Below are 24182 nucleotides of genomic sequence, written 5' to 3'. Positions count from 1 at the left end.
ATAATGAAAGAAGGGCAGTCAATTCGTTTTGGCTGCCCTTTTTTATTTTACTTCGAAAATGATATTTCCGCTAGGATTGGAAAATGATCTGAAGGATATTTTTTGCCATAATTATCAGTCAAAATTCCATGTCGAATCACGTGAATATTTCCTTTGACGAAAATATGATCGATTATTCCATCAGGCATTTTCTCCCAATCAAATCCTGTAAAAGTACCAGCTGGACCATAGCTTGGGATTTCTGATATCAACCTTGTATCAGACCAATCTGGATTGGAAGTAATAGTGCTGTAAGCTGTATCTGCCGGTGTAACATTGAAATCTCCCATCAGGATTGCAGGAGCATTTTCTTTGTTGATTTTCTCCACCATTGACATTACTAACTTGCTACTTTCTTCACGTGCTTGCTTCCCGATATGGTCATAGTGAATGTTGAAGACATAAAAGACCTGATCGGATTTGTCTTTAAACTTCCCCCAAGTACAAATTCTATTTAGAGCAGCATCCCAGCCTTTGCTTGGTTTTTCGGGAGTAGGAGACAGCCAGAAGGTCCCATGATCCAGTACTTCAAATAAATCAGAATCGTATAAGATGGCAGCAAATTCGCCTTTTTCGGTTCCGTCATCTCTGCCCACTCCAATGAATTTATAGCCAAGTTGCGTGCTTAAATCAGTGAGTTGATGATGAAGCGCTTCTTGGACGCCAACCAGTTCCACTTGATGAAACTTGATCAGATCAGCCACATGTGGGAGCCTATCCTGCCAGAGATTTCCAACGTCATTCTGATTCGCATAGCGAATATTGAAAGTGGCAAAATTGTGGGTTTGTGATTGGGAGTTAAAATTAATTCCTCCCAAGAAAAGAGCGAAAAGCAAGATTTTAAACAGGGTAGATTTCATAAAAGATGAACTTAATCGTGTAAAAGTAATTAAGTATTAAAATTGCATTCTAATTTCAGAATATGAAAACCTTTTATCCCAAAGACCTAGCCCCAGTTGATTTTCATGCTTTATTGCAAGGAAGTATTGCCCCACGACCCATCGCATTTGTCAGTACAGTGGATTTGCAAGGAAATGTCAATCTGAGTCCTTTCAGTTTTTTTAATCTTTTCAGCACCAATCCCCCGATTTTGATTTTCTCGCCTTCCAGGAGGGTTCGGGATAATACCACCAAACATACCCTAGAGAATGTGAAAGAAGTGCCTGAGGTGGTCATTCATGTGGTTGGATTCAATTTGGTAGAGCAAATGTCTCTGGCAAGTACAGAATACGACAAAGGTGTGAATGAATTCGTCAAAGCTGGCCTTACTTCCGTGCCATCTGTTTCAGTCAAACCTCCTCGAGTGAAAGAATCTCCTATTGCCTTTGAATGCAAGGTGAATGAGGTAAAACCATTGGGAGAAGTTGGAGGCTCCGGTAATTTGGTGATTTGTGAAGTGCTGGTTGCACATGTCTCAGAGACAGTCTTAGATGAGTTTGGAAAAATTGATCCTTATAAATTAGATGCTGTAGCTAGATTAGGAGGCAATTGGTATAGTCGCGCAAGTGGAGATTCCTTGTTTCAGATCCCGAAACCTTTGCGAACGAAAGGAATTGGAGTGGACCAAATGCCGGAACATGTTAGAAACAGCACGATTTTGACAGGAAATAATTTGGGAAGGCTAGGGAATGTAGAACAACTTCCAAGTGAAGAAGAGATTCTAGACTTTTCAACAAGCGAAGTGATCCAAGAAATGAAAATACGGTTTCAATACGATTTGGACTCTTGGTTAGATCATTTGCATTTATTGGCAAAGGAAGCTTTGGAAGAGGGAGAACTCGAAAAGGCTTGGCTAATACTGATGCAGAAACAATAAAAAAAGCGGCTTTTGCCGCTTCTTTTATTTGATGATATATTCCTGAGGCATCCGTACTTGAATCCCCTGGTATTTTTTAAGACTTTGAATTTGCTTGTAGAATTGGAAGTTGTCTCCAAGTTCTGACTGAAGGAATTTGATTTTGACATTGTTTTCAAAATCATTCATAATCGTTTCAAACCAAGGTTTCTGAGAAGGGTAGTAGATAACACGGTAATCGTCTCCGGCATTGATTCTCTGTGCTGCCAGTTCGATTGTATCATCTAAGCTTCCTAATACATCCACTAATCCTATTTCCAAGGCTTGATTTCCAGTCCAAACTCGACCAGAAGCTACTTCTTTAACAGCGTCTGGACTTATTCCTCTGCCTTCTGATACTCTTGAGATGAAGGTTTCATATCCTTTTTCCACTGACTTTTGAATAATGGATCTTTCCACATCAGTAAGTTGCTCTGTAGGATTCATAAAATCAGAAAACTCACCTGTTTCTACAGCATCGGTGGTTATTCCTAGCTTTTCATTCAGCAAGTTCTCGGTATTAAACCAAAGGCCGAAAATCCCAATAGATCCCGTGATTGTATTTGGTTGAGCAACAATGGTATCTGCTGGTGCAGAGATGTAATAGCCACCTGAAGCGGCAACTTCACCCATTGATACAAAAAGAGGTTTTGCCTTCTTTGCTTCTGTCATTTCTCTCCAGATTACCTCTGAAGCTAAAACAGATCCTCCTGGGGAATTTACCCGTAACACAATCGCTTTGATATTATCATCTTTTCTGGCTTTTCGGATTTCTTTAGCGAATTTTTCTGAGCTGATGACTCCATCTGCATTTCCATCCACTATCTCACCTTCTGCCAAAATCACCGCAATGCGATTAGAGGTGGCGATATTTTTTGTTTTGGCAACAGAAGCCAATTTTGTGGCATTGATGGTCTGAATCTCATCATCTTCACCCAATCCAAGTTTCTCTCTAAGTTTAGCATGGATTTCATCTTCGTAAGCTAAAGCAGTAATTAGATTATAAGTGACAGCATCTTCGGGTTCACGAACGAGCATCTTATTATTCGTTTGTGTCAACGTATCCACATTGATACCTCTAGACTCAGCAATATCACTCAAAGCATACTGATTCATATCTGAAAGGAAAGCTTGTGTTTGAAGCCTGTTTTCCTCTGACATCTGAGTCAGAATAAATGGCTCAACGGCACTTTTGAATTCACCCACGCGGAAAACTTCAGGTTTTACCCCAATTTTTTCAAATAGACCAGTGAAGAAAAGGATGTTGGAGGCGAAGCCATTAAACTCGATTCCACCCATTGGATTCAAGTAAATCTCATCTGCAATAGATGCTAAATAATAGCCTCCTTCAGAATAGGCTTCGTCATAAGCCAAAATGAATTTGCCTGAAGTTTTAAAATCCTCTAAAGCCTCCCTCAATTCCAATAAATTGGCCTGACCCGCCATGATCAAGCCTGTATTTAAGTATATTCCTTTTATACTCTCATTGTTTTTAGCCTCTTCAATCGCTTTTTTCAGGTTAACAAGGCCAGCGGCATTGGATTGACCAAAAGCAGCTCCGAAAATCGGAATATCCAGGTCGTCCTCATTCGTTCTTTCTACAATTGTTCGACCGTTAAGGTTTAAATGTAATATTGTGTTTTCAGCCACAGACACCTCTTCCTGTCCAGATGTAGCGATCATTCCGATAATCCCGAAGGAAACCAAAATACTTATCACAGTGAAAATGATCAGACCCACGATGACAGCGAGCACATTACCTAAGAATCTCATATTCGATTAATTTAAGATGCGAAAATAACTTATTTTGGCATATGATTATAAGTCAAGTCTTACGAATGACATGTTGTCAAAGGTTACATTAATATTAGGAGGGAATAAAGGCGATCGGGAAAGATTACTGAAATCTGCGGTAGATAAAGTTTTACTACAGGGAAATCTGATCAAAGCCTCTTTGGTCTATGAAACGGAGGCTTGGGGTGGAATAGCTAAAGGCCCCTTTTTGAACCAGGTTATGCAGGTGGAAACGGAGAAAAATCCATTGGAATTTTTGGTTTTCATTCAATCAATAGAAACTGAATTAGGTAGAAAGAGAGATGATCACTGGGGCGATCGAACGATGGATATTGATATCCTTTTTTGGGGTGAAATGGTAATAGACGCTCCTCAGCTAAAGATTCCTCACCCTTTTATTCAGGATCGTAAATTTGTATTGATTCCTTTAAATGAGATTTGCTCTGAATTTTATCATCCTGTAATAAGAAAATCCATTCATGAGTTATTGATAGAATGTCAGGATCCTTCGGAAGTAATCCCTTATAAAAAATAAACCCGCCGAAGCGGGTTTTAATTTTTAAAGACCTGAAACTTCCGCCTCGGGATGAATTTTCTTTACCAAGCCTTGAAGGACTTTTCCAGGGCCGCATTCCACAAAATGAGTTGCTCCATCTTGTGCCATATGCTGCACAGATTGAGTCCATTTTACAGGAGCGGTAAGTTGGGCAATTAGATTTGCCTTGATTTCTGCAACATCACTGACTGCTGTGGTGCTGACATTTTGATAGACCGGACAGATTGGAGTTGAGAAATTAGTTTCCTCAATCGCTTTTTGGAGCTTTTCTCTAGCTGGCTCCATTAGCGGAGAATGGAATGCACCGCCAACAGGCAATGGCAAAGCTCTTTTTGCTCCGGCTGCTTTCATTTTTTCACACGCGATTTCAATTCCTTTATTGGAACCTGAAATCACCAATTGACCTGGACAATTGTAATTGGCTGGGACAACGATCTCATCTGTGAACTCGGAACAAATCTCTTCTACCTTTTCATCTGGCAATCCAAGAATTGCAGCCATGGTGGAAGGGTTGATTTCACAGGCTTCCTGCATTGCTAAGGCTCTTTGATAAACCAGCTTTAAACCATCCTCAAATGCTAGTGTGCCATTTGCTACCAATGCAGAAAACTCTCCCAACGAATGTCCAGCAACCATGTCTGGGCTGAAATAAGGAGTAGTCTTTGCCAAGATTACTGAATGAAGAAAAATGGCTGGCTGCGTCACTTTTGTCTGCTGCAATTCCTCAGCAGTACCATCAAACATGATATCGGTGATTCTAAAACCAAGAATTTCATTGGCTTGCTCAAATAATTCTTTCGCTTGTGGGTTTTCCTCATAAAGGGCTTTTCCCATTCCCGGGAATTGGGCTCCTTGGCCCGGAAACACAAATGCTTTCATTCAATTGGATTTTGTTGTGGGGCAAATATAAAGGTTTTCCCCAAGTGGATTGATTAGACTGCTGCAGGAATGGCAGTATGCATGTTTTCCTTGGATAGGAATTTGGCTTTTTCTTCAGGACTAGGCAATCGACAAGTGGATTTTTTGCCAAACCAACGGTAACGGTTTCTCGCAATCCAATCATAGACCGGATCTCGGAGCCATTTAGGTAGATAAATCAAAGGATATAATGCTGGCCAAAGTCCAGAAAGGTTTTTGGAGATTTTCAAAGCAGCAGTACTTCGATAAAAAATCTCTCCTGATTCCAATAGAACCAAGGAGTCTAGATAGTTCTTGTCAACTTCGAATTCATCCAGAATTTCTCTGCTGAGCTCATCCTGCAATGCTCCTACCAGGAAAGTATCATCAGAATCTCTCTGAATGATAAAATCGATAGAAGCATTGCATAGATTACAAACTCCATCAAAGAAAATGATGGATTTCATTTCGCTCATCTCAATATTTGAATAGTTCCTTTCAGGCTTTCCTGCTGCTGGCTTGGATCAAGCACATCATATGATACTGTTCCGGAATAGAAATATGTGCCAGCTGGAAGATCATTTCCGTTTTTGTCTTTTCCATCCCAACGGATGTAAATATCGTTTTCGTTGGATTCAAGGCTGTTGTAGGAGTATACCTCCGCACCCCATCTGTTTACAATGAAGATTTCCACTCCAACAACAAATCTTGGACATTCAGAGAATGGATTGTCAAAGGCCATGAAAGTCTCATTGATTCCATCACCATTTGGTGTAAAGGCATTTGGTAGATTATAGGAAGGACAGTTTTCAACACAAACGATATTGCTTGGTTCACTTTCATTCCCTGATCTATCTACTGCTGTGATGTAATAACATCCTCTGTAGGTTGTCAATTGACTCACTCGAGTCTGCATTTCCAAAGCAGGAATTTCTTTGATCATGGTAAACTCACTATCCTCACCATTGGAAGTATAATACAATCTATATCCGCTCAATTCATCATCACATTCGCCGCTGAAATCAGGTGTCCAGCTTAGATCATGGTAGAAAGTTGAAGTATTGCATGGTTGCTCAGCAAGGTATTCCTCACAAAGAGGTCCTTCGAAAGTCAATACAGGAGGACATGGAAGTCTGTTGTCATCAGGTTTTGCACAGACGATTTGGGATTTGTTTTCCAAAGGATAAACCAAGCCATCTACGTTATAAGATCCTTTTGTGATCACATAATAGCAATATTCGATTTCCTTCACCAATGGAACCCCATTGAAGCTTCCATCATCGAGATATGTAAACCCTTCTTGCGTTACATCTACTTCTGCGATTTTTACAAATGTATCCTCGTCGGCAGAGGCAGCATCGGTTCGGTTTCTGTAAACTTCGTGCTTATACTGTTGTACCGCATTATTCCATGGAACCTGGAATTCCCAATTCAGTTCGATTGCTTCGTTGATAATCGTCGGTTGCAACCAAACGGATGAGGCCTTGGAGGAGGTGTCAATTTTGGTGTTTCTGTCCAGCAAAATCACCTCGTAATTGTAAACAAGCCCCTCTGTATTCAAGCCGGTATCAGTAAATAATGTGTCTGAAGTAACTCCTAAAGAAACCTGTCCCTGATCTCCCGTAAATCCTGTATTTCGAAGTAGCTCATAGGTAAATGGTCCTGGATAAACCGTTCTATCAATATCATAAGGCGGAGTCCATTTTACGAAAATTTCACCTGCTGCCGCGTCTGTCGCCTCTACGCTGACATTGGTGATGATAGGAACATCCACATCGACGGTGATACAAATTTCCTCTGAAACTACACTAAGTCCTGCTCTAGGATCAGGGTAGGCTGCTACTAATCGATAGCAATAAGTATTTCCTGGATCTAGACCTTCTCCACCATTGATGTCTGTGAAGCTGAATGTCTGCATGTCCGTAATTCCAACGAGTTCATATCCTGCACGGATTCCAGTTTCACAACTATCTGGCTCGTATGGATCCGAATTGATTCTTCTCCAAACCTGCATCTCAGAAGCTGAGTTGGAGCAGGAGTAAGGATCCCATGTGATTTCTGCGGTTCGGCCGGCTTGCTGCTCGATTTGGTCAAAAACAGGTGGCGGACCAATGACTTTAATTCTCCAAGTTTGAATATCCACTAGGCTAGGTCCTGATGCTGGTTGATCCGAAATTCGAACTCTTACATCATATTCTCTTGCTCTGACATGGTTACAGACAGTTTGCCAATTGAAATTAACGATTCCTGGGCTAGACTGGAATTCGTCGTCATCTGGAGAGAATGTCGCTGGGGAAGTAGTTATTGAGATTGGCTCACCATAGATTTCAATCTTTATTGGATCACCATCCGGGTCTGATCCTTGGATGATTTCTTCAATCAAAGTTCCGGCTTCCACACAGAGGTCTGGTGGTAAAATCAGTTCCGGCCTTCGATTATTGGAGTTTTCGATAATGATTTGCATATCCCTCACCACATAGCCGATTTGCGTCCAGACTCCATCGAGCTTTCGATATTCTTTGATCCGAAATGCGACGTTAAATTGCCCAGCGGTACCAGGGGCATCCCATATTAAATCACCAAAAATTGGATCCAAAGTCAGAAATGCAGGGGTACTTCCGTCTTGCTGATTGAAACTGAATTCTGAAGAAGCAGGGCTTCTATAATTGTTAACAGGTCTTTGGAAGGCTTGCTTAGGAATATCCATTTCGTAAGCCAAACTATCTCCATCAGGATCATAAGCTCCAGGATTATGGATGTAGCGCGAATTGACTGCTCCGTTATCTACCGGAGGGATTGTTAGTACAGGAGAATTATTTACCCCGATAAAAGGGTCAATAGTGATTTGTGTTTCTACGTAAAAAGGTGTGTCCACGGAATTGTCCATGTTCAGGGTCAGATCATTTCTGTTGAATTCCTGAAAACGGATCGTGTACACACCAGGTCCTTGATACACATGTCTGATAACAAATGTGTTTTTTTCAATTTGGTTTCCGACATCTTCGACCAAGCTAAAGGCACTTTCTGTATTTAATTGATCTTCTCTACCGTCGCCAAAATTGATCGTTCCCGGTCCAAAAACCACACTGGAACGTGTATCTGTGTATCCAACGACGATAATCCTATATTCAAGCGTTTGGACAGATATTCTTTCTGCGATGATTTCCCCTGCTCTGATGTGTGTTGCCCAGGCATTGGACAGACCCATTAGAAAGAACAATAAAAAAAATCCTAAGGAATGTTTCAGCTTCATGTTGGTCAAATTATTCAGAACACTTTAGTAGATACGTGAAATCTACAAAAAGTGGTTCGTTAGTATATCAATAACTCTTGATTTTCTACCTATACGAAATAAATGGAAGTAAGTAGAAATTCTGCTTAAAATCAAACAATAAAAATCAACAGAGTGTTGACAGGATAAAGAAAATAAAATTTACACTTAAAATTCAATGGTTATTTAGAACGGTTTAAAATAAGCAATCCTTTTTTAGTTGGATTGTTTACTATGACATCCAAACGTAAATTTGGCTCCAATAATTACAAAGAATTCGTTCTAATCTAATCGCACTATCTGTATGAGCTGGGTTACCAAAACCTTAAGTAGCACACTAGGCAGGAAATTGATCATGGCTTTGACCGGACTTTTCCTCATCCTGTTTTTGACAGGCCACGTTTCCGGGAATTTACTTCTATTCAAAGGTGATGGTGGAGAGGCATTTAACATCTATGCCAAATTCATGACTACCAATCCTGCGGTAAAGTTGTTGTCTTATCTGACATACATCTCGATTATCGGTCACGTGATATATTCTATCATTCTTTCTTTAAAGAACAAATCAGCTAGACCAGTTGGTTACTCCGTTTCCAAAGCAGGCACTAATTCAAGCGCTGCTTCCAGAAACATGGGAGTTTTGGGTACGATCATTTTGATCTTTATCGTAGTCCACATGCAGAGCTTCTGGGCTCAGATGCATTGGGGATCTATCCCGACTGTCACTTATGGAGGAGAAGAATATAAAGATTTGTATTCCATCGTGTATGCTGCTTTCCAAGTAGAATGGATGGTTGCTCTTTATGTGATCGCCATGATTTTCTTAGGAGTGCACCTGTCACATGGTTTTGCCAGTGCCTTCCAGACATTGGGTCTCAACCATAAAAAATACACGCCAGCCATCGAAGGTCTTGGCAAATTATATTGCATCGTGGTACCTGCGCTTTTTGCCAGCATGCCATTGTACATCTATTTTACACAGAGCTAATCCATAGTCCCGTATGATACTAGATTCAAAATCACCTGCAGGCCCATTAGCCGAAAAGTGGACCAAGCATAAATTTACCAGTAAGCTGGTAAATCCCGCAAACAAGAGAAAATACGAAGTTATCGTCGTTGGTACAGGATTGGCAGGAGCCTCTGCCGCTGCCTCTTTAGCTGAGTTGGGATACAATGTGAAAGCATTTTGTTTCCAGGACAGCCCAAGAAGAGCACACTCAATTGCAGCACAAGGAGGTATCAATGCCGCAAAAAACTATCAAAATGATGGTGACTCTGTTTTCAGATTATTCTACGATACCATTAAAGGTGGAGACTACAGAGCAAGAGAGTCCAATGTGTACAGACTTGCAGAAGTTTCCGTCAATATCATTGACCAATGTGTGGCTCAAGGGGTTCCTTTCGCCAGAGAGTATGGAGGTTTGCTAGCTAACCGATCTTTTGGTGGAGCTCAAGTTTCCAGAACTTTTTACGCAAGAGGTCAAACCGGACAGCAATTGCTTTTGGGAGCTTATTCTGCATTGAGCAGACAAGTTGCCAATGGTAAAGTGAAGCTTTATCCTCGAACTGAAATGATGGACCTTGTGACCATCGATGGAGAGGCAAGAGGAATTGTGACAAGAAATCTGATCACAGGTGCAATAGAAACTCATGCTGCTCATGCAGTATTGCTTTGCACTGGTGGATATGGTAATGTGTTTTTCCTTTCTACCAATGCAATGGGATCGAATGTGACCGCCGCATGGAGAGCACATAAAAAAGGAGCTTTCTTCGCAAACCCTTGCTACACGCAAATCCACCCAACTTGTATTCCAGTTTCTGGGGATCATCAATCCAAGTTGACATTGATGTCTGAATCCCTTAGAAATGACGGTAGAGTTTGGGTACCGAAAACTGTGGAAATGGCTGAGAAGCTAAGAAAAGGTCAGATCAAACCTTCTGAAATCAAGGACGAAGACAGAGATTATTACCTAGAAAGAAAATACCCAAGCTTTGGTAACCTGGTTCCACGTGACGTGGCTTCTAGAAATGCCAAGTATGTTTGTGATGAAGGTAGAGGCGTAAATGAAACAGGTGAGGCGGTATTCTTGGATTTCAGAGATGCAATCAAACGAGACGGTGAAGATTCGATCCGTGCGAGATACGGCAACCTGTTTGACATGTATCAGCAGATCACCGGTGAAAACCCTTACCAGACACCAATGATGATTTACCCTGCGGTTCACTATACAATGGGTGGACTTTGGGTAGACTATAATTTGATGACTACTGTTCCTGGGTTGTATGCTTTGGGAGAAGCTAATTTCTCAGATCACGGAGCAAATAGATTGGGAGCATCTGCTTTGATGCAGGGTCTTGCCGACGGTTATTTCGTGATTCCTTACACTTTGGGAGATTACCTGGCTCAAAACCTGGCTACCAAAGTAGATCCGAACCATCCTGAATTCACCAAAGCCGCAGACGAAGTAAAAGCTAAAATCCAGAAATTACTTTCCATCAATGGTTCTAAAACTGTGGATCATTTCCATAAGCGTTTGGGTAAAATCATGTGGAATGAGTGCGGAATGGCTAGAACTGCAGAAGGTTTGACTAAAGCGAAAGCTGATATCAAAGCTTTGAAAGCAGAATTCTGGAAGGACGTGAAAGTCCTAGGGACAAATGAAGAACTGAATCAGTCTTTGGAAAAAGCACATCGAGTAGCAGATTTCATTGAATTGGGAGAACTGATGATCGATGATGCGCTGAACAGAAATGAATCTTGTGGAGGTCACTTCAGAGAAGAATACCAGACTCCGGAAGGAGAGGCATTGCGTGATGATGAAAACTATGCATACGTTGCTGCCTGGAAATACATGGGTGAAGGACAGGAAGAGGAGCTGAATAAAGAGCCGCTTGTGTTTGAAAACGTGAAGTTGACCCAGAGATCTTACAAATAATCGCTAGACAAAAATTCATAGCTATATGAAATTGACATTGAAAGTATGGAGACAAAAGAATGCTTCTGATCAAGGAGGATTCGTCACCTATCCATTGGATGGAATTTCCAAGGATATGTCCTTTTTGGAAATGTTGGATGTACTAAATGAGGAGCTTGCCGAAAAAGGAGAAGATCCGGTACATTTTGACCACGATTGCCGAGAAGGCATTTGCGGAATGTGTTCTTTGTACATCAACGGAAAACCTCATGGACCACAGCAGACGACTACTTGCCAGCTTCACATGAGATCTTTCTCAGATGGAGATACCATTACGATAGAGCCATGGAGAGCTGCAGCTTTCCCTGTGGTGAAAGATTTGGTCGTAAACAGATCTGCCTTTGACAGAATCATTCAGGCTGGAGGATATGTATCTGTAAATACAGGTGGTGTTCCTGATGCCAACGAAATTCCGATTCCAAAAGTAATCGCTGATGAGGCTTTTGATGCGGCAACTTGTATCGGTTGTGGTGCTTGCGTAGCTGCATGTAAAAATGCTTCTGCTATGCTATTTACCTCTGCAAAAATCTCTCAGTTGGCTATGCTGCCACAGGGACAGGTAGAGCGTAAAAACAGAGCTGAGAAAATGATCGCCCAAATGGACGCAGAAGGTTTCGGTGCTTGTACCAATACAGGTGCTTGTGCTGCAGAATGTCCAAAAGGGATCAGCTTGACTAATATTGCTAGAATGAACAGAGAATATTTCTCTGCGGTATTAAGCAGTGACAATGTTTAAGTAAAAGATAAAGTTTAGAGTAAAAGCCGGCGAAAGTCGGCTTTTTTGTTTTGGCGAGATTTCACTAAGTGAGGTAGGAGTTTCGCATATCTTCCATTTTTAGGAGATATGCGAAACTCTTGCGCTTTTGGCGAGATTGGGTTAATCTGTACAGATTTTTCCGAATTTTTTAGTGGAACTTGATTGAAAGCTGGGATTTATGTGATTTTTAGAAAAGATTATTTCCTATTTTGAAAGGCTGAATGGATGTTGGATGGGAAAAAACTGAGCCCTATACCCATTCAGCTAAATGAAATATATGCGAAACTAGTTCCGTATACACAATTGTTATGTGGCATTGAAATAATATGAGGCACCTATTCCTAATTTTCTTACTAATCTCATTTGATGCTTATTCACAGGACGAGCAGAATTTTTATATAGATGAATTACCTGAGAGAATTCAATATGTAAATAATCCTAATTCAAATGACACTCTCTGCATTTCTGAAATAGAAAGAGCTAAAAAGAATATAGAAAATGGAAGGATTGTATTCACCCAAACTATAGGGTTTCTTTTCGGAGAAATTCGATATGAAAATGAGTTAAGGAAACTTTGCAAACAATATGGATTGGTATTCGATTTTGACTTAATAAGTGATGTAATTTATGAAGGTCAAACACAGGGTTGTTATGGGGATTTCATGGATAAAGTAATTATTGAAAAATATGGAATAGGTTTCAAAGAAAAACTTCATGAAAAAGCTGATAGTCTTTTCTTATTTCGAACTCAATCAGAAGATATACTTGTGAAATACTGGGATTCTGATGAAAGACCAAGACTACCAAAAGAAATAGAAAGAACCGGAGATTATTTAACAACTATAAAAGTAAATAATATCAACGTTGTGAAAAATAAATCTGAATTCGGAGGTTGGCCCTTTCTTGACCTAGGTTTTATAGTAGAAAAAGACAGCACAATCTCAGACTTTTACATAAATAATTTTGTCCCTCAAATGGAAGAGAATGAGAAATATCGAGATGATTTATTCAAAATTGCAGTAAGGGAACTAAAAACTAGTTATTCTAGATGGATACCAGGGACAATCAAAGGTATTCCGGTTAAAACCGATAATATTGTTAGGATATTTTTTGAGAAAGAATAATAAACACCACATAACATCACATATAGCTTATGGCGGGTGAACGGCTGCCAGCAAGGTTTTCGCTTCGTTGTTAGCTTTGGTCTCGGTGGACAGGAAAGTGCTTCGAAACCGCCACAAGCCAAATGCAAAACGTTCCCTTTATAAAATCTTTTGATAACTATTGTGTCTATACCGACAAAACGCGGAATTTTAAACTCAAAGAAATGAAATACGGAATAGTAATTATTTTGGTACTGGCTTTATTGAGTTGTACAGACGATTCAGAAATTGTTGATGTGAAAGAGTTGAGAGGAAGTTGGGTTAATGTAGAAAATGGAACAGATACATTGGCTTTCGAAACTCTTTTTGAAGGCAAGGAATTCATGCTATTAAAAAGGGCTGAACTTTACCGTACCGGACCTTATGAATACAAGCTTTTACCCAATAATAATATTTCGATCCATTGGTCATTGGCAAGTACAATGACATTTGAAGACTATTATTTTAAAGTTACAAGCGACAAATTGACTATAGGAAATTTTTATGACTCTCCATCAGGAGAATTACTGACTTTCAAAAAAACAAACTAAAAACGGCGACTAGACTAGGCCTCAATAAAAAGAAAATCTAGTTTTTAGTATTTTCTCAATTTTTCAAAAATTTAATTATTGCAATTAATTTTTGTACTATAAGATAAAATTCAATATTAAAAAGATCGAAATTCGCTTAATTAAGCATAAAAGCCTAACTTTGAAAAGTTATAATTTAAAATGAATTTATTACAAATCAAAGTAAGGTATGAGTTTTATAGATCTGGGGATCTTTTTGGCCTACATGCTGGCAATGCTAGGTGTGGGATTTTTTTACATGAAAAAGAACACAGGTCAGGAGGATTATTATGTTGGCGGCAGGAATATAGGTAGTTGGCATATTGGACTTTCTGTCGTAGCTACTGATGTAGGTGGCGGCTTCTCCATTGGACTCGGCGGATTGGGATTTGCCATGGGAATTTCAGGTTCCTGGATGCTTTTCACTGGTTTATTAGGGGCTTGGCTGGCAGCAGTTTTATTGATTCCAAGAGTAAAATCAGATCCGGCTTTTGCTAAATTTTTCACCTTCCCTCAAATTATCGGGCACCTTTATAATTCCACAGCGGCCAGGGTTGCGGCTATCATTTGCTTTTTGGGCTATTTGGGATTTACATCTTCCCAGCTCCTTGCCGGAGCAAAATTGGCTTCTGGGACATTCGAAGCACTTGATTTACACCTGGCATTATTGATAATGGGAGGTATTGCTGTGGTTTATACTGTCATGGGTGGACTCAAGGCTGTGATTTATACCGATACCATTCAGTGGATTATTTTAATGCTTGGGTTGATGTTAATAGGAGTACCCATGGCCTATAATTTCGTTGGAGGTTGGGAAGGTATTTCTAGCACTTTGCCTGACGAATTTTTCTCCTTTGCCAATTTAAGTTGGCAAGATTTGGCCAACTGGGGAATTACTATCATCCCAATTTGGTTTGTAGGTATGACGCTTTATCAGCGGATTTTCGCGGCCCGAGATGTCAAATCCGCCAAAAAAGCCTGGTTTATCGCAGGTTTATTCGAATGGCCTATAATGGCGTTTTTGGGTGTTTCCTTGGGGTTATTATCCCGGGTGGCGGTAGAGCAAGGAGCATTGGAAGGCTTTGGATTGGGAATGGATCCTGAAATGGGACTTCCTGTTCTATTAAGTCAGATTTTGCCTGCTGGGATTTTAGGATTGATGATGTCAGCCTATTTCTCAGCAGTATTGTCCACTGCAGATTCCTGTTTGATGGCTGCTTCAGGCAATTTGACAACGGATTTACTAGGCAGGTTTCTGAAAGGGAAATCCTTGAAAGCAGAGATGCGAGTCAGCCAGGTTTTGACCCTTTTGATAGGAGGGGTTGCAATTTTAATCGCTTGGCAAATGACCGAAGTACTCAGCTTAATGCTATATAGTTACGCCTTTATGGTGTCGGGATTATTGGTTCCTGTCATCGGTGGATTGTTCTTTAACCAAAACAACGGGCAGGCGGCTGTTGTTTCTATGATACTTGGCGGAGGCGTAACCGCAGGATTGACCATTGCGGAGGTTGCGCTACCATTTGGATTGGATGCCAATTTATTTGGTTTGACAGTCTCCCTACTGGCATTTGCCTCAGTAGTTTACATTCAAAAATTTAACGACTCTAAGATAAAATCTATATGATCAAACTTGAAACACTCTCAGCAATTGACTCGGCTACATTCCTACAGAAAAATGAAATTGCTGACTTTCTTTTCCAGCATCTAGGTAAATATGGGGATCCAAAAGATGACATCATGAAGTGCCTGGATTATGCATTGGACCAAGGTCTTCATGCTGGAGGATTTGTGGTGATGGCAAGAGAAAAAGGACAAATTGTAGGGGCTTTGGTGATGAACAAAACCGGGATGTCTGGGTATATTCCAGAAAATATTTTGGTTTACATCGCTGTGGATGCCGCGCAAAGAGGAAATGGAATCGGTGGGAAAATCATGGAAATGGCAATAAAAATGGCAAATGGAGCTATTGCATTGCATGTGGAACCAGATAATCCTGCTAGAAAACTTTATGAAAGATTAGGCTTTACCAACAAATATCTCGAAATGAGATTGATAAAATAAAATGGCTTACCTGACATTAAATAAGACCAAACTCAAAGAGAATTTTGAATTTCTGAAGAAACGCTTTGAGGATATGGATATTTCCTGGGGCGTTGTTTCAAAGCTACTTTGCGGAAACCGCTTGTTTTTGCAGGAGCTAATCAACTTGGGTGTCAAAGAAGTTCATGACAGCAGGATCAGTAATCTGGCAATGGTCAAAAAGATCAATCCGGATGTGCAAACTGTCTACATCAAGCCTGTTTCCAAGAGAAATGTGGGGAAAATGGTAGAGTTTGCGGATGTCAGTCTAAACAGTGAACTCAACACCATTCATTGGATTAGTGAAGAGGCGGTCCTGCAAAATAAAAAGCACAAGATCATCATCATGGTGGAGACCGGAGACCTCCGGGAAGGTGTCATGGGAGAACACTTAGTGGAATTTTATTCCCAAATCTTCCAGTTACCGAATATTGAAATCATAGGTCTTGGCACAAATCTTAACTGTCTGAACGGCGTCATGCCCTCTACGGATAAGTTGATTCAGCTGTCACTTTACAAACAGATTATTGAGCTCAAATTCAACAAGGAAATTCCATGGGTTTCGGCGGGTACATCTGTTACTATTCCTTTGATGTTGACTCATCAATTGCCCAAAGGAATCAATCATTTCAGAGTAGGGGAAACCTTATATTTTGGCTTGGATCTTTTCGAGGAAAAGCTGATTGAAGGAATGAATGGGGATGTATTTGAACTGCACGCAGAAATCATAGAAATGCAGGAAAAACCCCTCTTACCCGTTGGAAACCTGGCTGCTAACCCTCAAGGTGAACTCGCGGAAATCGACGAAGGGCTTTATGGACAGAGTTCATTTCGGGCAATACTGGACATTGGACTTTTGGATGTGGATCCAAAATACCTGATTCCAAAAGATCAGAACTTCGAGATTCTCGGAGCAAGCTCAGATATGATCATCATCAATCTTTTTAAGAACCCTCAAAATTATAAGGTAGGAGATACTTTAAATTTTGAACTGAAATACATGGGTGCTTTAGGTATTCTCAACTCTGATTATGTAGACAAGAAAGTAATAAAATAGCGTTTGACTTTTTGGTGCGAAAATTTTTTGGCATCAAGATGGGATTGATAGGAGGACAAACCAACTATTAAAACAAATGAAAAAGTTATTGTTATTGCTTGCCTTTGGAGTTTTTGCTTCAGGTCTCACCCAAGCGCAGACAGTCGTTACTACCAATCATGAATACCTTGGTGGATTCGGTATCCGTGGAGGAGCCAGTTTATATAATTTTGGAGGGTCTGACGTTTCGGAAAATGATTATACCAATCGAGTTGGCTATCATGCAGGTATTTATACTATGTTGTTTGCTACAGATAGATTCGCTATCGAGCCAGGTATTTATTACTCTGTAAAAGGAACTCAAAATGATGATGCGATTGACAGCAGAGCTATTTTGAACTATGTAGAAATACCAGTTTTATTCAGAATCTATCCAACAGACGGTTTTAATTTCTTTGCAGGACCTCAGATTTCCTTTCTTTCTAAGTCAAAATTTGAAGGAGATTTCTTCGGTTCTACTGTATCATTCGACAGTGACAATATCAAAGAAACTGATTTGGGGATTGTCTTTGGTTTAGGGTATAACCTACCAAAAGGATTTAATGTCCAAGGATCTTATGATTACGGAATGACTCCGATTTTCAAAAATTCTGATGCAGATGTTTATAACAGAGGTTTTAAAGTATCCCTTGGATATACTTTCTAAGCATCCAACTAAACCACAAAAAAGGGTTTCGACATTTCGAAACCCTTTTTTTATTTTTTCATTTCATCGATCCAGGCTCGGATCAGTTCAACTCCCTCTTTGTGAATAGTCGATCTCCCAAGCTCTGGCATTGCTGTTCCCACTTCTGTGGAATTCATTCGGTGAACCAAAATTGACTCATCCGCTTTCCCCGGGAAAATATCAAAGTCAAAGGAGCCAGCTCCATTTCCAGCAGCTACGGGTATTTTCATAATGCCTAATTTCATTGGGTCTTTTTGGTCAAAAGTCAGAAACAAACCTGAAGTACTAGCTGGACCTTCCTGACTATGGCAATGAGAGCAATTGATATCTAAATAAGCCATAGCTCGATCTGCCAAAACCTGATCCGAATCGTTGTAGTCGATCATGGCTGGGTAATTTTCTTTCCCTTCAAATCCTTCCAAAATCCCCAATTCCTGCCAGTGAGCCAATTGATTGCTTTTTGTATCCACCCAATCTATTTCAAAGTTTAGATGTTTGATTTTAACTCCTATTGGTTGTAAGGATTCAGATTTGTTATGACAGGTTTTACATTGGTTTTTATTTGGAATCAAATAATTGATGACCTGATCTTCTCCATTGACATCCCGGAACCGAACTTCTCTTTCCCCTCCGACTACCTTAAGAACGGCATTAGTTTGCTCTTCATTCCAGATATAAGGATAAGCTTCCCAGCCACCCTCTTCCTGAATCAGCAATCTTGTTTCTATGATTTTTTTTTCACTCTCTGGATTTTGAAAGTTGCTTGGATAGTAAAAATTCTTGATCAAAATGGTGCCAACTGGGAAATTCAATTCTCCATCTTCAATAGTGATTTTTTGACTGTCTGGCACAGAAATAAAACGGCTTTTCTGGGCATAGTCTGTGAAAAGTGAGGATGCAGGACGATACAGAACAACCTGCTCATTTGGTTTCAGATCAGCTAAATCACCTTCGAAAAAACCATAAGTAGATAACCATTTGTATGGAAATCTTCCATCGGCCATTTCAGTTTGATCTGGTTCTTCAGTAATTGGACTCTTTACCTCTGGAGCTGGTTTATTACAGCTTGTCAGTTGAAATGCCAGACAAGCCAAAGAAAGGTAAAGGATGGTTTTGACAGCAATGTTTTTCATTTTAAAGCGAAGCCAAAGAAGAAACATTCGTAGAAACACTGACCTGACAATTCTGGAAATTGTTGTAATCCTTGAATGACTTAATATTATCCTCGCCATCCATTAAAAAGAATCGAGTGAAGTGTAATTTCTCAATGCCTTTTTCTTGAATGCATATTTTCATCGGGTTCGTTTCAATCGTCTTAGAGATTTCCTCATCCCAAATACCATCGTAAACGATGTCTTGGGTCTTTGCTTTGCCATAAGCATTATAAACAGAGATCAATTGCCCCAATTCTCTGCTTAAATCAGGGATTTTAAGCGTACGCTCGTAGGTATTATCATGCACGAAAATTTCTGAAGTATAAGGGGACCAATTTGGCGCTTCCGCAGGGAAACCTGTGATCTGATAGCTGGCGATGGCAAGACCAGTCGTTTTATTTCTCAGGATCTTATTGTTGAAAATCTCAACTTTTTTTGCTGCCAAAAGAATGATTCCAGAGCCTGGAGGGATCATCGTTACGGTGTTGCCATTTGGATCTTCACCAATAGCCACAGCAAAATTTTCATGGTTATTATCGATGATCTCATTGTTATAAATCTTGGTGGAATGTCCATCAGATTTTGGTAAACCCGGCAAATTGAATACTAAAATCCCACCTGAATTATCTCTGGCAACATTGTTAAAGACTTCCGCATTGTCACAGTTTTCGATTTCAATTCCTGCTACATTTCCAAAAGCCAGTGAATTCTTGACGATGATGTTTTCGGATTGACCTACATAGATTCCTGCATCTTTGGAATGCGAAGCAATGCAGGCATCAACAACTACATTTTTACATTGGACTGGATAGATAGCATAGGTTCCATTTTTGGACTTGTCCCCATTGGTCCAAGTGACATTCAGCTTTCTAAAGGTAATTCCATCCGTGTGTTGGGCTTTGATCCCATCTCCTGGAGCATCTTCTACACTGAAATCTTCCAAAACAATATTTTCCCCAACGATTTTCACTCCCTCTCCACCAGTCTTTAAGTTTCTAAAGGATAGAACAGTTGACTCCATTCCGGCTCCTTTGATTTGGATGTTTTTCTTGTTGTCGAGAATCAGCTGTGTGCGCAGATCATAAAAATAGGGTTCGATCGTAATCGTACCTCCATCTTCGACCATGATGAAATCTTCGACCAGCTTTTCAATCTGTTCTTCAGATGCTCTCGGAAGTTTTGAGGAATCAAAAGTTTGCTCGTTTGAGCTGCTGTTACATCCTGCTATAATCAGAAAAAAAGCAGGTAGGATTAGAAGTTGAAAATGTTTTTTCATGGCATTTGGGCATTTATTCATAATTAATTGCCAAAGATTGCCCAGCTATACAAAAAATACTATTGACGAAAATCAATAAATCAGATTTTTGCTCTGATCCGGCTGAGAGTTTCGATACTCATGTCAAGGTAGGAAGCAATATGGCCTACTGAAGCTTTTTGAATGACTTTGGGACGGTATTCCATTAATTCAAGATACCGTTCTCTTGCAGATTTGAATTTGGCAAAAATCTGTTGCTCCTCTAATACGATATAATATTCCTCCAGAATCATTCGATAGGCACGTTCTGTTTCTGGGAAATTTTCAAACATGTTGAGCAGGGTATCATGGGAAATTCTATAAGCCTTGCTCTTTTCCAAGGTCTCAATATTTTCGTAGGATGGCTTTCTTGAAATAAAAGAGTGCATTGCTGTGACAAACTCGCCTTCAAGCGTAAAAGAAACAGTGATGTCCCGATTGTTTCTTCTGTAATAACTCCGAGCTGCACCTTCCAAAAAGTAATACAGATATTGGCTGACTTTACCTTCTTCCTCTAATAATTCCCCTTTTTCAAATTTCACTTCTTCCAGATTGCTAAGAAAGCCGGTTTTTGAGCTGTCGCTCAGAAAAGGGAATTTATCGAATATGCCCAGGATCTTTTCCATTTTGATTATTTGCCAAAAAAATGAAGTTGTGTCATCTTAAACCAAAAGCTTCTGCTAGATTTATTAAGTAAATTAAAAAATCTAGTTTAGATGAAGGCCTATTTCTATTAAAAACATTAAAATATCTTCATTTTGCGGAGTAAAATTCTTTTAAAACCATACCATCCAACAAATTAACTATGCGGCTTTTTTTGATATGCATTTTCTCAATAGGATTATTAAGCTGGGCAAATGCACAACCGGGAGTCCGGGCAGGTCTAAGTTCCGGTAATCTTACGGATACGAATTACAATGCAATTTTGGGGATTCATGGAGGGCTTTACTATAATTTGAATTTAGGCTTTATCGGAGTCGAGCCGGGAATTCAATTTGCTCAAAAGGGCTATAGAGGGAACGATAGAAATACAGGCAAAGTCTCCCATGAGCGATTGAATTATGTGGATGTTCCGCTTTTGCTCCGCTTTAATTTTTTGCCGGAGGTAAACCTTTTCGTAGGACCACAAGTTTCGTTTCTGATGTCCAGGAAATATGAGCTTGATGGATTTGTGGATACCAGTACAGAGGCTTTTACCAAAAATGAATTTGGAGGTGTTGGAGGAATTGGGGTGAATTTTCCCTATGGGGTGAATTTTCAGGTAAGCTTTGATATTGCTAAGACAGACCTAGGAGATAACTATGTCAATAAGCATAACAAGGTTTTCAAGATGTCCCTGGGCTTTGATTTCTTTTAATTGAGTAATTATAAAATTTCCGAATCGTTTTGGAAACATATTTGTAACATCAATCAAAGCTGGCTTGTTGCCTTGCTAAAAACAAAGCAGTTATTATTATTTTCTTAGAATCGATTTAAAATTCAAATTTAACCCAACCATGAAAAAATTTCTTCTTTTAATCTTTTCGATCGGCCTCATCTCCACTGCTCAGGCCCAATTCGGTATCCGTGCTGGACTGAATTCCACCACCTTTTCAGATACCAACTTTGACTCGAGATTAGGATTCCATGTTGGTGGATATTACAAGCTCAAAGCTGGACTAGTAGCCATCGAACCAGGGATTCAGTTTTCTCAAAAAGGCTATAAAGGAACTGATGTACAGTCAGGAGATGATGTCAATGAGCGATTAAATTACATAGATATTCCTGTGCTTGTAAGAGTGAATATTATACCGGCAGTGAATATTTTTGCAGGCCCTCAAGGATCTCTTTTGATATCCAGAAATTACGAATTAGGAAATTCGAGCTCTACGAGCACGGAAGTAGTAAAAGGCTATGATATCGGGGCAGTATTAGGTGTGGGAGTCAATTTGCCACTCGGATTTAACATACAAGGCAGTTACGACCTCGGAATTTCGGACTTGAATTATTTTGACACTGATGTGAAAAACAGGGGCTTTAAGCTTTCAATAGGAAAAGACTTTTAATACAAATAAACCCGGCTTTCACCGGGTTTATTTTTTTATCCTATCTGGATTTTCCTGGACAAAGGATTTCCATCCCTCACTTCTCCCACGGGTCTGAACTCTTCCCTCATGAAAATGATGGCAAAGCGCCACAGCCAAAGCATCTGTAGCATCTAGCATTTTAGGGATTTCCGTCAAATTAAAAAGAGTCTGAAGCATGGCAGCAACCTGTTCTTTGGAAGCATTGCCATTTCCAGTGACGGACTGCTTTACTTTTTTTGGAGAATATTCTGTAATAGGGATTTCCCTTGCCAAAGCTGCCGCCATAGCTACACCCTGTGCTCTTCCCAATTTGAGCATGGATTGTACATTTGCTCCATAAAATGGGGCTTCCAGGGCCACTGAGTCTGGGATAAACTCTTCTAAGATTCCAGTTATTCTCTCAAATATTTTCTTGAGCTTCAATTCATGAGTTCCATATTTCTTTAAATGGATTACACCATATTGAAGTAACTCATACTTTTTTCCTTCGGTTTTGATCAAACCGTATCCCATGACCGTAGTACCCGGGTCAATGCCTAAAATGATTTTTTCCTTCAGGGGATTTTTTACTTCTTTACTCACTGCTGCAAGTTAGCCGAAAAGATGCTAAGTTTTTACCTGATCTGGTCACTCTCTTATTTTCTCCTGCTTTGGTGGATGTCATCTTATTGGAAAGAAGAGGCTGTTGAATTTAGCAAACACGAGTATTATCCCTCTCTTACTTTGCTGATTCCTCTTCGAAATGAGCAAGAAAATATACCGCGGCTCATTTCCCAAATCCAGCAAATTGCCTATCCTGATTTTCAAGTAATACTAATAGACGATCATAGTGAGGACCGAACTTATGAATTGCTAAAGACACTAAATGATGTGTCACCCAAAATTCATATTGTTATAAATAATGGAGTTGGAAAAAAAGCAGCAATCGAAACGGGGATAAAGAATGCCAAGAATGAATTGATTCTCTGCACGGATGCGGATTGTACTTGGGGTTCAAATTGGCTAAATCAGATGGTCAAACCATTTCAAGATCCGAAAATCCAGCTAATAGCTGGTCCGGTCATCAGTAAGACAAAACAGGGTTTTCTCGAAAGCTTTCAGCAGTTGGAATGGATCAGCATCTTGATGGTTTCCAATTTTGCTATAAAAAAAAGCAACCCCATCATGTGTAGTGCAGCAAACCTTTGTTACAGAAAAAGCGCATTTGAAAAAGTAAATGGGTATGCTGGAAATGAACATTTAGCTTCGGGAGACGATGAGTTTCTACTCAAAAAAATAAACACATCTTTTGGTCCGGAAGCCATTACTTATCTGACTGGGAAGGAAAGCCTCATCCTGACAGAACCAGAAAATAAGTGGAAAAAACTCTTTGCTCAGAGAGTTCGCTGGGCAGGAAAGTGGAAAGCCCATGGTTCATTTATACACGCCGCCATTGCTCTGATCCCTGTGCTGGTTCAAATCATTTGGATTTCTACAGTAAGTTTATTTATTCTTGGAACTGCTGGTTTTTTTGTCTTCTTGGTTTGCTGGGTAGCTAAAATATTGTCAGAAGGCCGTTCCTTTGGAAGAATTTTAAGAAGTTTGGGGTATCCTTTACCTAAAAGGATGTTACTAATGACTTCCTTTTTTCATCCAGTTTATGTTCTCTGGGTTTCATTTGGGACTCTCAAGGGAAATTTTGTTTGGAAAGGTAGAGTGAATGGAAGATCTCTTTAATTTAGCTTTTAAGAAAAAGGCATGACAGATCAGGAATTTGAAGTGATGGATGAGTTGTATTTTGTGCAACCATTCGAATATTTGGCAACTGCACTCGGATGGGAGGAGCAGACGATTTTGGCAACTCTGGCGGGACTTTATGAAAATGGCCTGATCAAGTGCCTAAAAACTCCTGATGAGGAATGTTTTCATCAGGTTGATGTGAAAAAAGAGGGGAAAACCATGTTTTTCCTAGCTACCAAAAAAGGCTTAATGGCCCATAATACCTTGTAA

The 24182-nt window shown here is 39.9% G+C and carries 24 protein-coding genes; 15 read left to right on the top strand and 9 right to left on the bottom strand.

Annotation, left to right across the window (positions count from 1 at the left end; translation table 11 throughout):
- Positions 1-47: 47 nt before the first annotated feature.
- The gene (locus tag J0A69_RS20485; RefSeq protein WP_206588498.1) at positions 48-899 is read right to left on the bottom strand and encodes an endonuclease/exonuclease/phosphatase family protein; all 852 of its coding nucleotides are present in this window, start codon (positions 897-899) and stop codon (positions 48-50) included.
- Positions 900-961: 62 nt separating this feature from the next.
- Here J0A69_RS20485 and J0A69_RS20480 point away from each other — a divergent pair, with 62 nt between their 5' ends.
- Positions 962-1855, top strand: coding sequence for a flavin reductase family protein (locus tag J0A69_RS20480; RefSeq protein WP_206588497.1), 894 nt, complete (start codon positions 962-964; stop codon positions 1853-1855).
- A 24-nt stretch (positions 1856-1879) separates the two neighbouring features.
- On the opposite strand, the gene sppA is transcribed toward J0A69_RS20480, so the two are convergent.
- Positions 1880-3646: a signal peptide peptidase SppA gene (sppA, locus tag J0A69_RS20475; protein WP_206588496.1), complete on the bottom strand. Its 1767-nt coding sequence runs from the start codon at positions 3644-3646 to the stop codon at positions 1880-1882.
- A 34-nt stretch (positions 3647-3680) separates the two neighbouring features.
- On the opposite strand from sppA, the gene folK reads away from it, so the two are divergent.
- On the top strand, positions 3681-4202 hold the full coding sequence (gene folK, locus J0A69_RS20470) for a 2-amino-4-hydroxy-6-hydroxymethyldihydropteridine diphosphokinase (protein ID WP_236033046.1): 522 nt from the start codon (positions 3681-3683) through the stop codon (positions 4200-4202).
- 24 nt (positions 4203-4226) lie between these two features.
- Here the strand turns inward: folK and fabD are convergent, their stop codons facing one another.
- From fabD to J0A69_RS20455, 3 genes are read right to left on the bottom strand one after another with little or no spacing between them, the layout of a single operon-like run.
- Positions 4227-5102: an ACP S-malonyltransferase gene (gene fabD / locus J0A69_RS20465; RefSeq protein ID WP_206588495.1), complete on the bottom strand. Its 876-nt coding sequence runs from the start codon at positions 5100-5102 to the stop codon at positions 4227-4229.
- A gap of 53 nt (positions 5103-5155) precedes the next feature.
- The gene (locus J0A69_RS20460) at positions 5156-5587 is read right to left on the bottom strand and encodes a thiol-disulfide oxidoreductase DCC family protein (RefSeq protein WP_317194890.1); all 432 of its coding nucleotides are present in this window, start codon (positions 5585-5587) and stop codon (positions 5156-5158) included.
- Between the two features lie 5 nt (positions 5588-5592).
- Positions 5593-8373 carry a T9SS type B sorting domain-containing protein gene (locus tag J0A69_RS20455; protein ID WP_206588493.1) on the bottom strand — a complete coding sequence of 927 codons (2781 nt, stop codon included), beginning with the start codon at positions 8371-8373 and terminating at the stop codon, positions 5593-5595.
- A gap of 322 nt (positions 8374-8695) precedes the next feature.
- On the opposite strand from J0A69_RS20455, the gene J0A69_RS20450 reads away from it, so the two are divergent.
- The 9 genes from J0A69_RS20450 to J0A69_RS20410 all read left to right on the top strand — a co-directional run bounded on the left by J0A69_RS20450 (position 8696) and on the right by J0A69_RS20410 (position 17658).
- The gene (locus tag J0A69_RS20450; RefSeq protein WP_206588492.1) at positions 8696-9379 is read left to right on the top strand and encodes a succinate dehydrogenase cytochrome b subunit; all 684 of its coding nucleotides are present in this window, start codon (positions 8696-8698) and stop codon (positions 9377-9379) included.
- A gap of 13 nt (positions 9380-9392) precedes the next feature.
- Complete coding sequence (locus tag J0A69_RS20445) at positions 9393-11327, top strand: fumarate reductase/succinate dehydrogenase flavoprotein subunit (protein ID WP_206588491.1); 1935 nt, start codon at positions 9393-9395, stop codon at positions 11325-11327.
- A gap of 25 nt (positions 11328-11352) precedes the next feature.
- Positions 11353-12102: a succinate dehydrogenase/fumarate reductase iron-sulfur subunit gene (locus tag J0A69_RS20440; RefSeq protein ID WP_206588490.1), complete on the top strand. Its 750-nt coding sequence runs from the start codon at positions 11353-11355 to the stop codon at positions 12100-12102.
- Between the two features lie 347 nt (positions 12103-12449).
- Positions 12450-13247: a hypothetical protein gene (locus J0A69_RS20435; protein WP_206588489.1), complete on the top strand. Its 798-nt coding sequence runs from the start codon at positions 12450-12452 to the stop codon at positions 13245-13247.
- Positions 13248-13450: 203 nt separating this feature from the next.
- Complete coding sequence (locus J0A69_RS20430) at positions 13451-13816, top strand: hypothetical protein (protein WP_206588488.1); 366 nt, start codon at positions 13451-13453, stop codon at positions 13814-13816.
- 208 nt (positions 13817-14024) lie between these two features.
- Complete coding sequence (locus J0A69_RS20425; protein ID WP_206588487.1) at positions 14025-15461, top strand: sodium:solute symporter family protein; 1437 nt, start codon at positions 14025-14027, stop codon at positions 15459-15461.
- Positions 15458-15898: a GNAT family N-acetyltransferase gene (locus J0A69_RS20420; protein ID WP_206588486.1), complete on the top strand. Its 441-nt coding sequence runs from the start codon at positions 15458-15460 to the stop codon at positions 15896-15898. The genes J0A69_RS20425 and J0A69_RS20420 overlap by 4 nt, the downstream gene beginning before the upstream one ends.
- 1 nt (position 15899) lies before the next feature.
- Positions 15900-16973: an alanine racemase gene (locus J0A69_RS20415; protein ID WP_206588485.1), complete on the top strand. Its 1074-nt coding sequence runs from the start codon at positions 15900-15902 to the stop codon at positions 16971-16973.
- Positions 16974-17049: 76 nt separating this feature from the next.
- A complete protein-coding gene (locus J0A69_RS20410; protein ID WP_206588484.1) occupies positions 17050-17658 on the top strand; it encodes a porin family protein in 609 nt (202 codons plus the stop codon).
- 50 nt (positions 17659-17708) lie between these two features.
- Here the strand turns inward: J0A69_RS20410 and J0A69_RS20405 are convergent, their stop codons facing one another.
- The 3 genes from J0A69_RS20405 to J0A69_RS20395 all read right to left on the bottom strand — a co-directional run bounded on the left by J0A69_RS20405 (position 17709) and on the right by J0A69_RS20395 (position 20753).
- Entirely contained in the window at positions 17709-18812 is a 1104-nt protein-coding gene (locus tag J0A69_RS20405) for an SO2930 family diheme c-type cytochrome (RefSeq protein WP_236033044.1), read from the bottom strand.
- A 1-nt stretch (position 18813) separates the two neighbouring features.
- Positions 18814-20109, bottom strand: a complete 1296-nt coding sequence (locus J0A69_RS20400; RefSeq protein WP_206588483.1) for a parallel beta-helix domain-containing protein — start codon at positions 20107-20109, stop codon at positions 18814-18816.
- Between the two features lie 80 nt (positions 20110-20189).
- Positions 20190-20753, bottom strand: coding sequence for a Crp/Fnr family transcriptional regulator (locus tag J0A69_RS20395; protein WP_206588482.1), 564 nt, complete (start codon positions 20751-20753; stop codon positions 20190-20192).
- A gap of 179 nt (positions 20754-20932) precedes the next feature.
- On the opposite strand from J0A69_RS20395, the gene J0A69_RS20390 reads away from it, so the two are divergent.
- Positions 20933-21484 (top strand): porin family protein, encoded by a 552-nt coding sequence (locus J0A69_RS20390; protein ID WP_206588481.1) that lies wholly within the window; start codon positions 20933-20935, stop codon positions 21482-21484.
- Between the two features lie 139 nt (positions 21485-21623).
- A complete protein-coding gene (locus J0A69_RS20385) occupies positions 21624-22172 on the top strand; it encodes a porin family protein (protein WP_206588480.1) in 549 nt (182 codons plus the stop codon).
- 27 nt (positions 22173-22199) lie between these two features.
- On the opposite strand, the gene ruvC is transcribed toward J0A69_RS20385, so the two are convergent.
- Entirely contained in the window at positions 22200-22775 is a 576-nt protein-coding gene (ruvC, locus tag J0A69_RS20380) for a crossover junction endodeoxyribonuclease RuvC (protein ID WP_206588479.1), read from the bottom strand.
- Positions 22776-22796: 21 nt separating this feature from the next.
- On the opposite strand from ruvC, the gene J0A69_RS20375 reads away from it, so the two are divergent.
- Both J0A69_RS20375 and J0A69_RS20370 read left to right on the top strand, forming a co-directional pair.
- Positions 22797-23909 carry a glycosyltransferase gene (locus tag J0A69_RS20375; RefSeq protein WP_206588478.1) on the top strand — a complete coding sequence of 371 codons (1113 nt, stop codon included), beginning with the start codon at positions 22797-22799 and terminating at the stop codon, positions 23907-23909.
- 21 nt (positions 23910-23930) lie between these two features.
- On the top strand, positions 23931-24182 hold the full coding sequence (locus J0A69_RS20370) for a hypothetical protein (RefSeq protein WP_206588477.1): 252 nt from the start codon (positions 23931-23933) through the stop codon (positions 24180-24182).

It is taken from the genome of Algoriphagus pacificus (assembly GCF_017254845.1).
GTDB classification, from domain to species: domain Bacteria; phylum Bacteroidota; class Bacteroidia; order Cytophagales; family Cyclobacteriaceae; genus Algoriphagus; species Algoriphagus pacificus.
This window is presented reverse-complemented; position numbering and strand designations above follow the sequence as displayed.

Coding starts and splice junctions, on each gene's coding strand:
- J0A69_RS20485 (WP_206588498.1), bottom strand. CDS start 899: ATGAAATCTACCCTGTTTAAAATCTTGCTTTTCGCTCTTTTCTTGGGA.
- J0A69_RS20480 (WP_206588497.1), top strand. CDS start 962: ATGAAAACCTTTTATCCCAAAGACCTAGCCCCAGTTGATTTTCATGCT.
- sppA (WP_206588496.1), bottom strand. CDS start 3,646: ATGAGATTCTTAGGTAATGTGCTCGCTGTCATCGTGGGTCTGATCATT.
- fabD (WP_206588495.1), bottom strand. CDS start 5,102: ATGAAAGCATTTGTGTTTCCGGGCCAAGGAGCCCAATTCCCGGGAATG.
- J0A69_RS20460 (WP_317194890.1), bottom strand. CDS start 5,587: ATGAAATCCATCATTTTCTTTGATGGAGTTTGTAATCTATGCAATGCT.
- J0A69_RS20455 (WP_206588493.1), bottom strand. CDS start 8,373: ATGAAGCTGAAACATTCCTTAGGATTTTTTTTATTGTTCTTTCTAATG.
- J0A69_RS20450 (WP_206588492.1), top strand. CDS start 8,696: ATGAGCTGGGTTACCAAAACCTTAAGTAGCACACTAGGCAGGAAATTG.
- J0A69_RS20445 (WP_206588491.1), top strand. CDS start 9,393: ATGATACTAGATTCAAAATCACCTGCAGGCCCATTAGCCGAAAAGTGG.
- J0A69_RS20440 (WP_206588490.1), top strand. CDS start 11,353: ATGAAATTGACATTGAAAGTATGGAGACAAAAGAATGCTTCTGATCAA.
- J0A69_RS20435 (WP_206588489.1), top strand. CDS start 12,450: ATGAGGCACCTATTCCTAATTTTCTTACTAATCTCATTTGATGCTTAT.
- J0A69_RS20430 (WP_206588488.1), top strand. CDS start 13,451: ATGAAATACGGAATAGTAATTATTTTGGTACTGGCTTTATTGAGTTGT.
- J0A69_RS20425 (WP_206588487.1), top strand. CDS start 14,025: ATGAGTTTTATAGATCTGGGGATCTTTTTGGCCTACATGCTGGCAATG.
- J0A69_RS20420 (WP_206588486.1), top strand. CDS start 15,458: ATGATCAAACTTGAAACACTCTCAGCAATTGACTCGGCTACATTCCTA.
- J0A69_RS20415 (WP_206588485.1), top strand. CDS start 15,900: ATGGCTTACCTGACATTAAATAAGACCAAACTCAAAGAGAATTTTGAA.
- J0A69_RS20410 (WP_206588484.1), top strand. CDS start 17,050: ATGAAAAAGTTATTGTTATTGCTTGCCTTTGGAGTTTTTGCTTCAGGT.
- J0A69_RS20405 (WP_236033044.1), bottom strand. CDS start 18,812: ATGAAAAACATTGCTGTCAAAACCATCCTTTACCTTTCTTTGGCTTGT.
- J0A69_RS20400 (WP_206588483.1), bottom strand. CDS start 20,109: ATGAAAAAACATTTTCAACTTCTAATCCTACCTGCTTTTTTTCTGATT.
- J0A69_RS20395 (WP_206588482.1), bottom strand. CDS start 20,753: ATGGAAAAGATCCTGGGCATATTCGATAAATTCCCTTTTCTGAGCGAC.
- J0A69_RS20390 (WP_206588481.1), top strand. CDS start 20,933: ATGCGGCTTTTTTTGATATGCATTTTCTCAATAGGATTATTAAGCTGG.
- J0A69_RS20385 (WP_206588480.1), top strand. CDS start 21,624: ATGAAAAAATTTCTTCTTTTAATCTTTTCGATCGGCCTCATCTCCACT.
- J0A69_RS20375 (WP_206588478.1), top strand. CDS start 22,797: ATGCTAAGTTTTTACCTGATCTGGTCACTCTCTTATTTTCTCCTGCTT.
- J0A69_RS20370 (WP_206588477.1), top strand. CDS start 23,931: ATGACAGATCAGGAATTTGAAGTGATGGATGAGTTGTATTTTGTGCAA.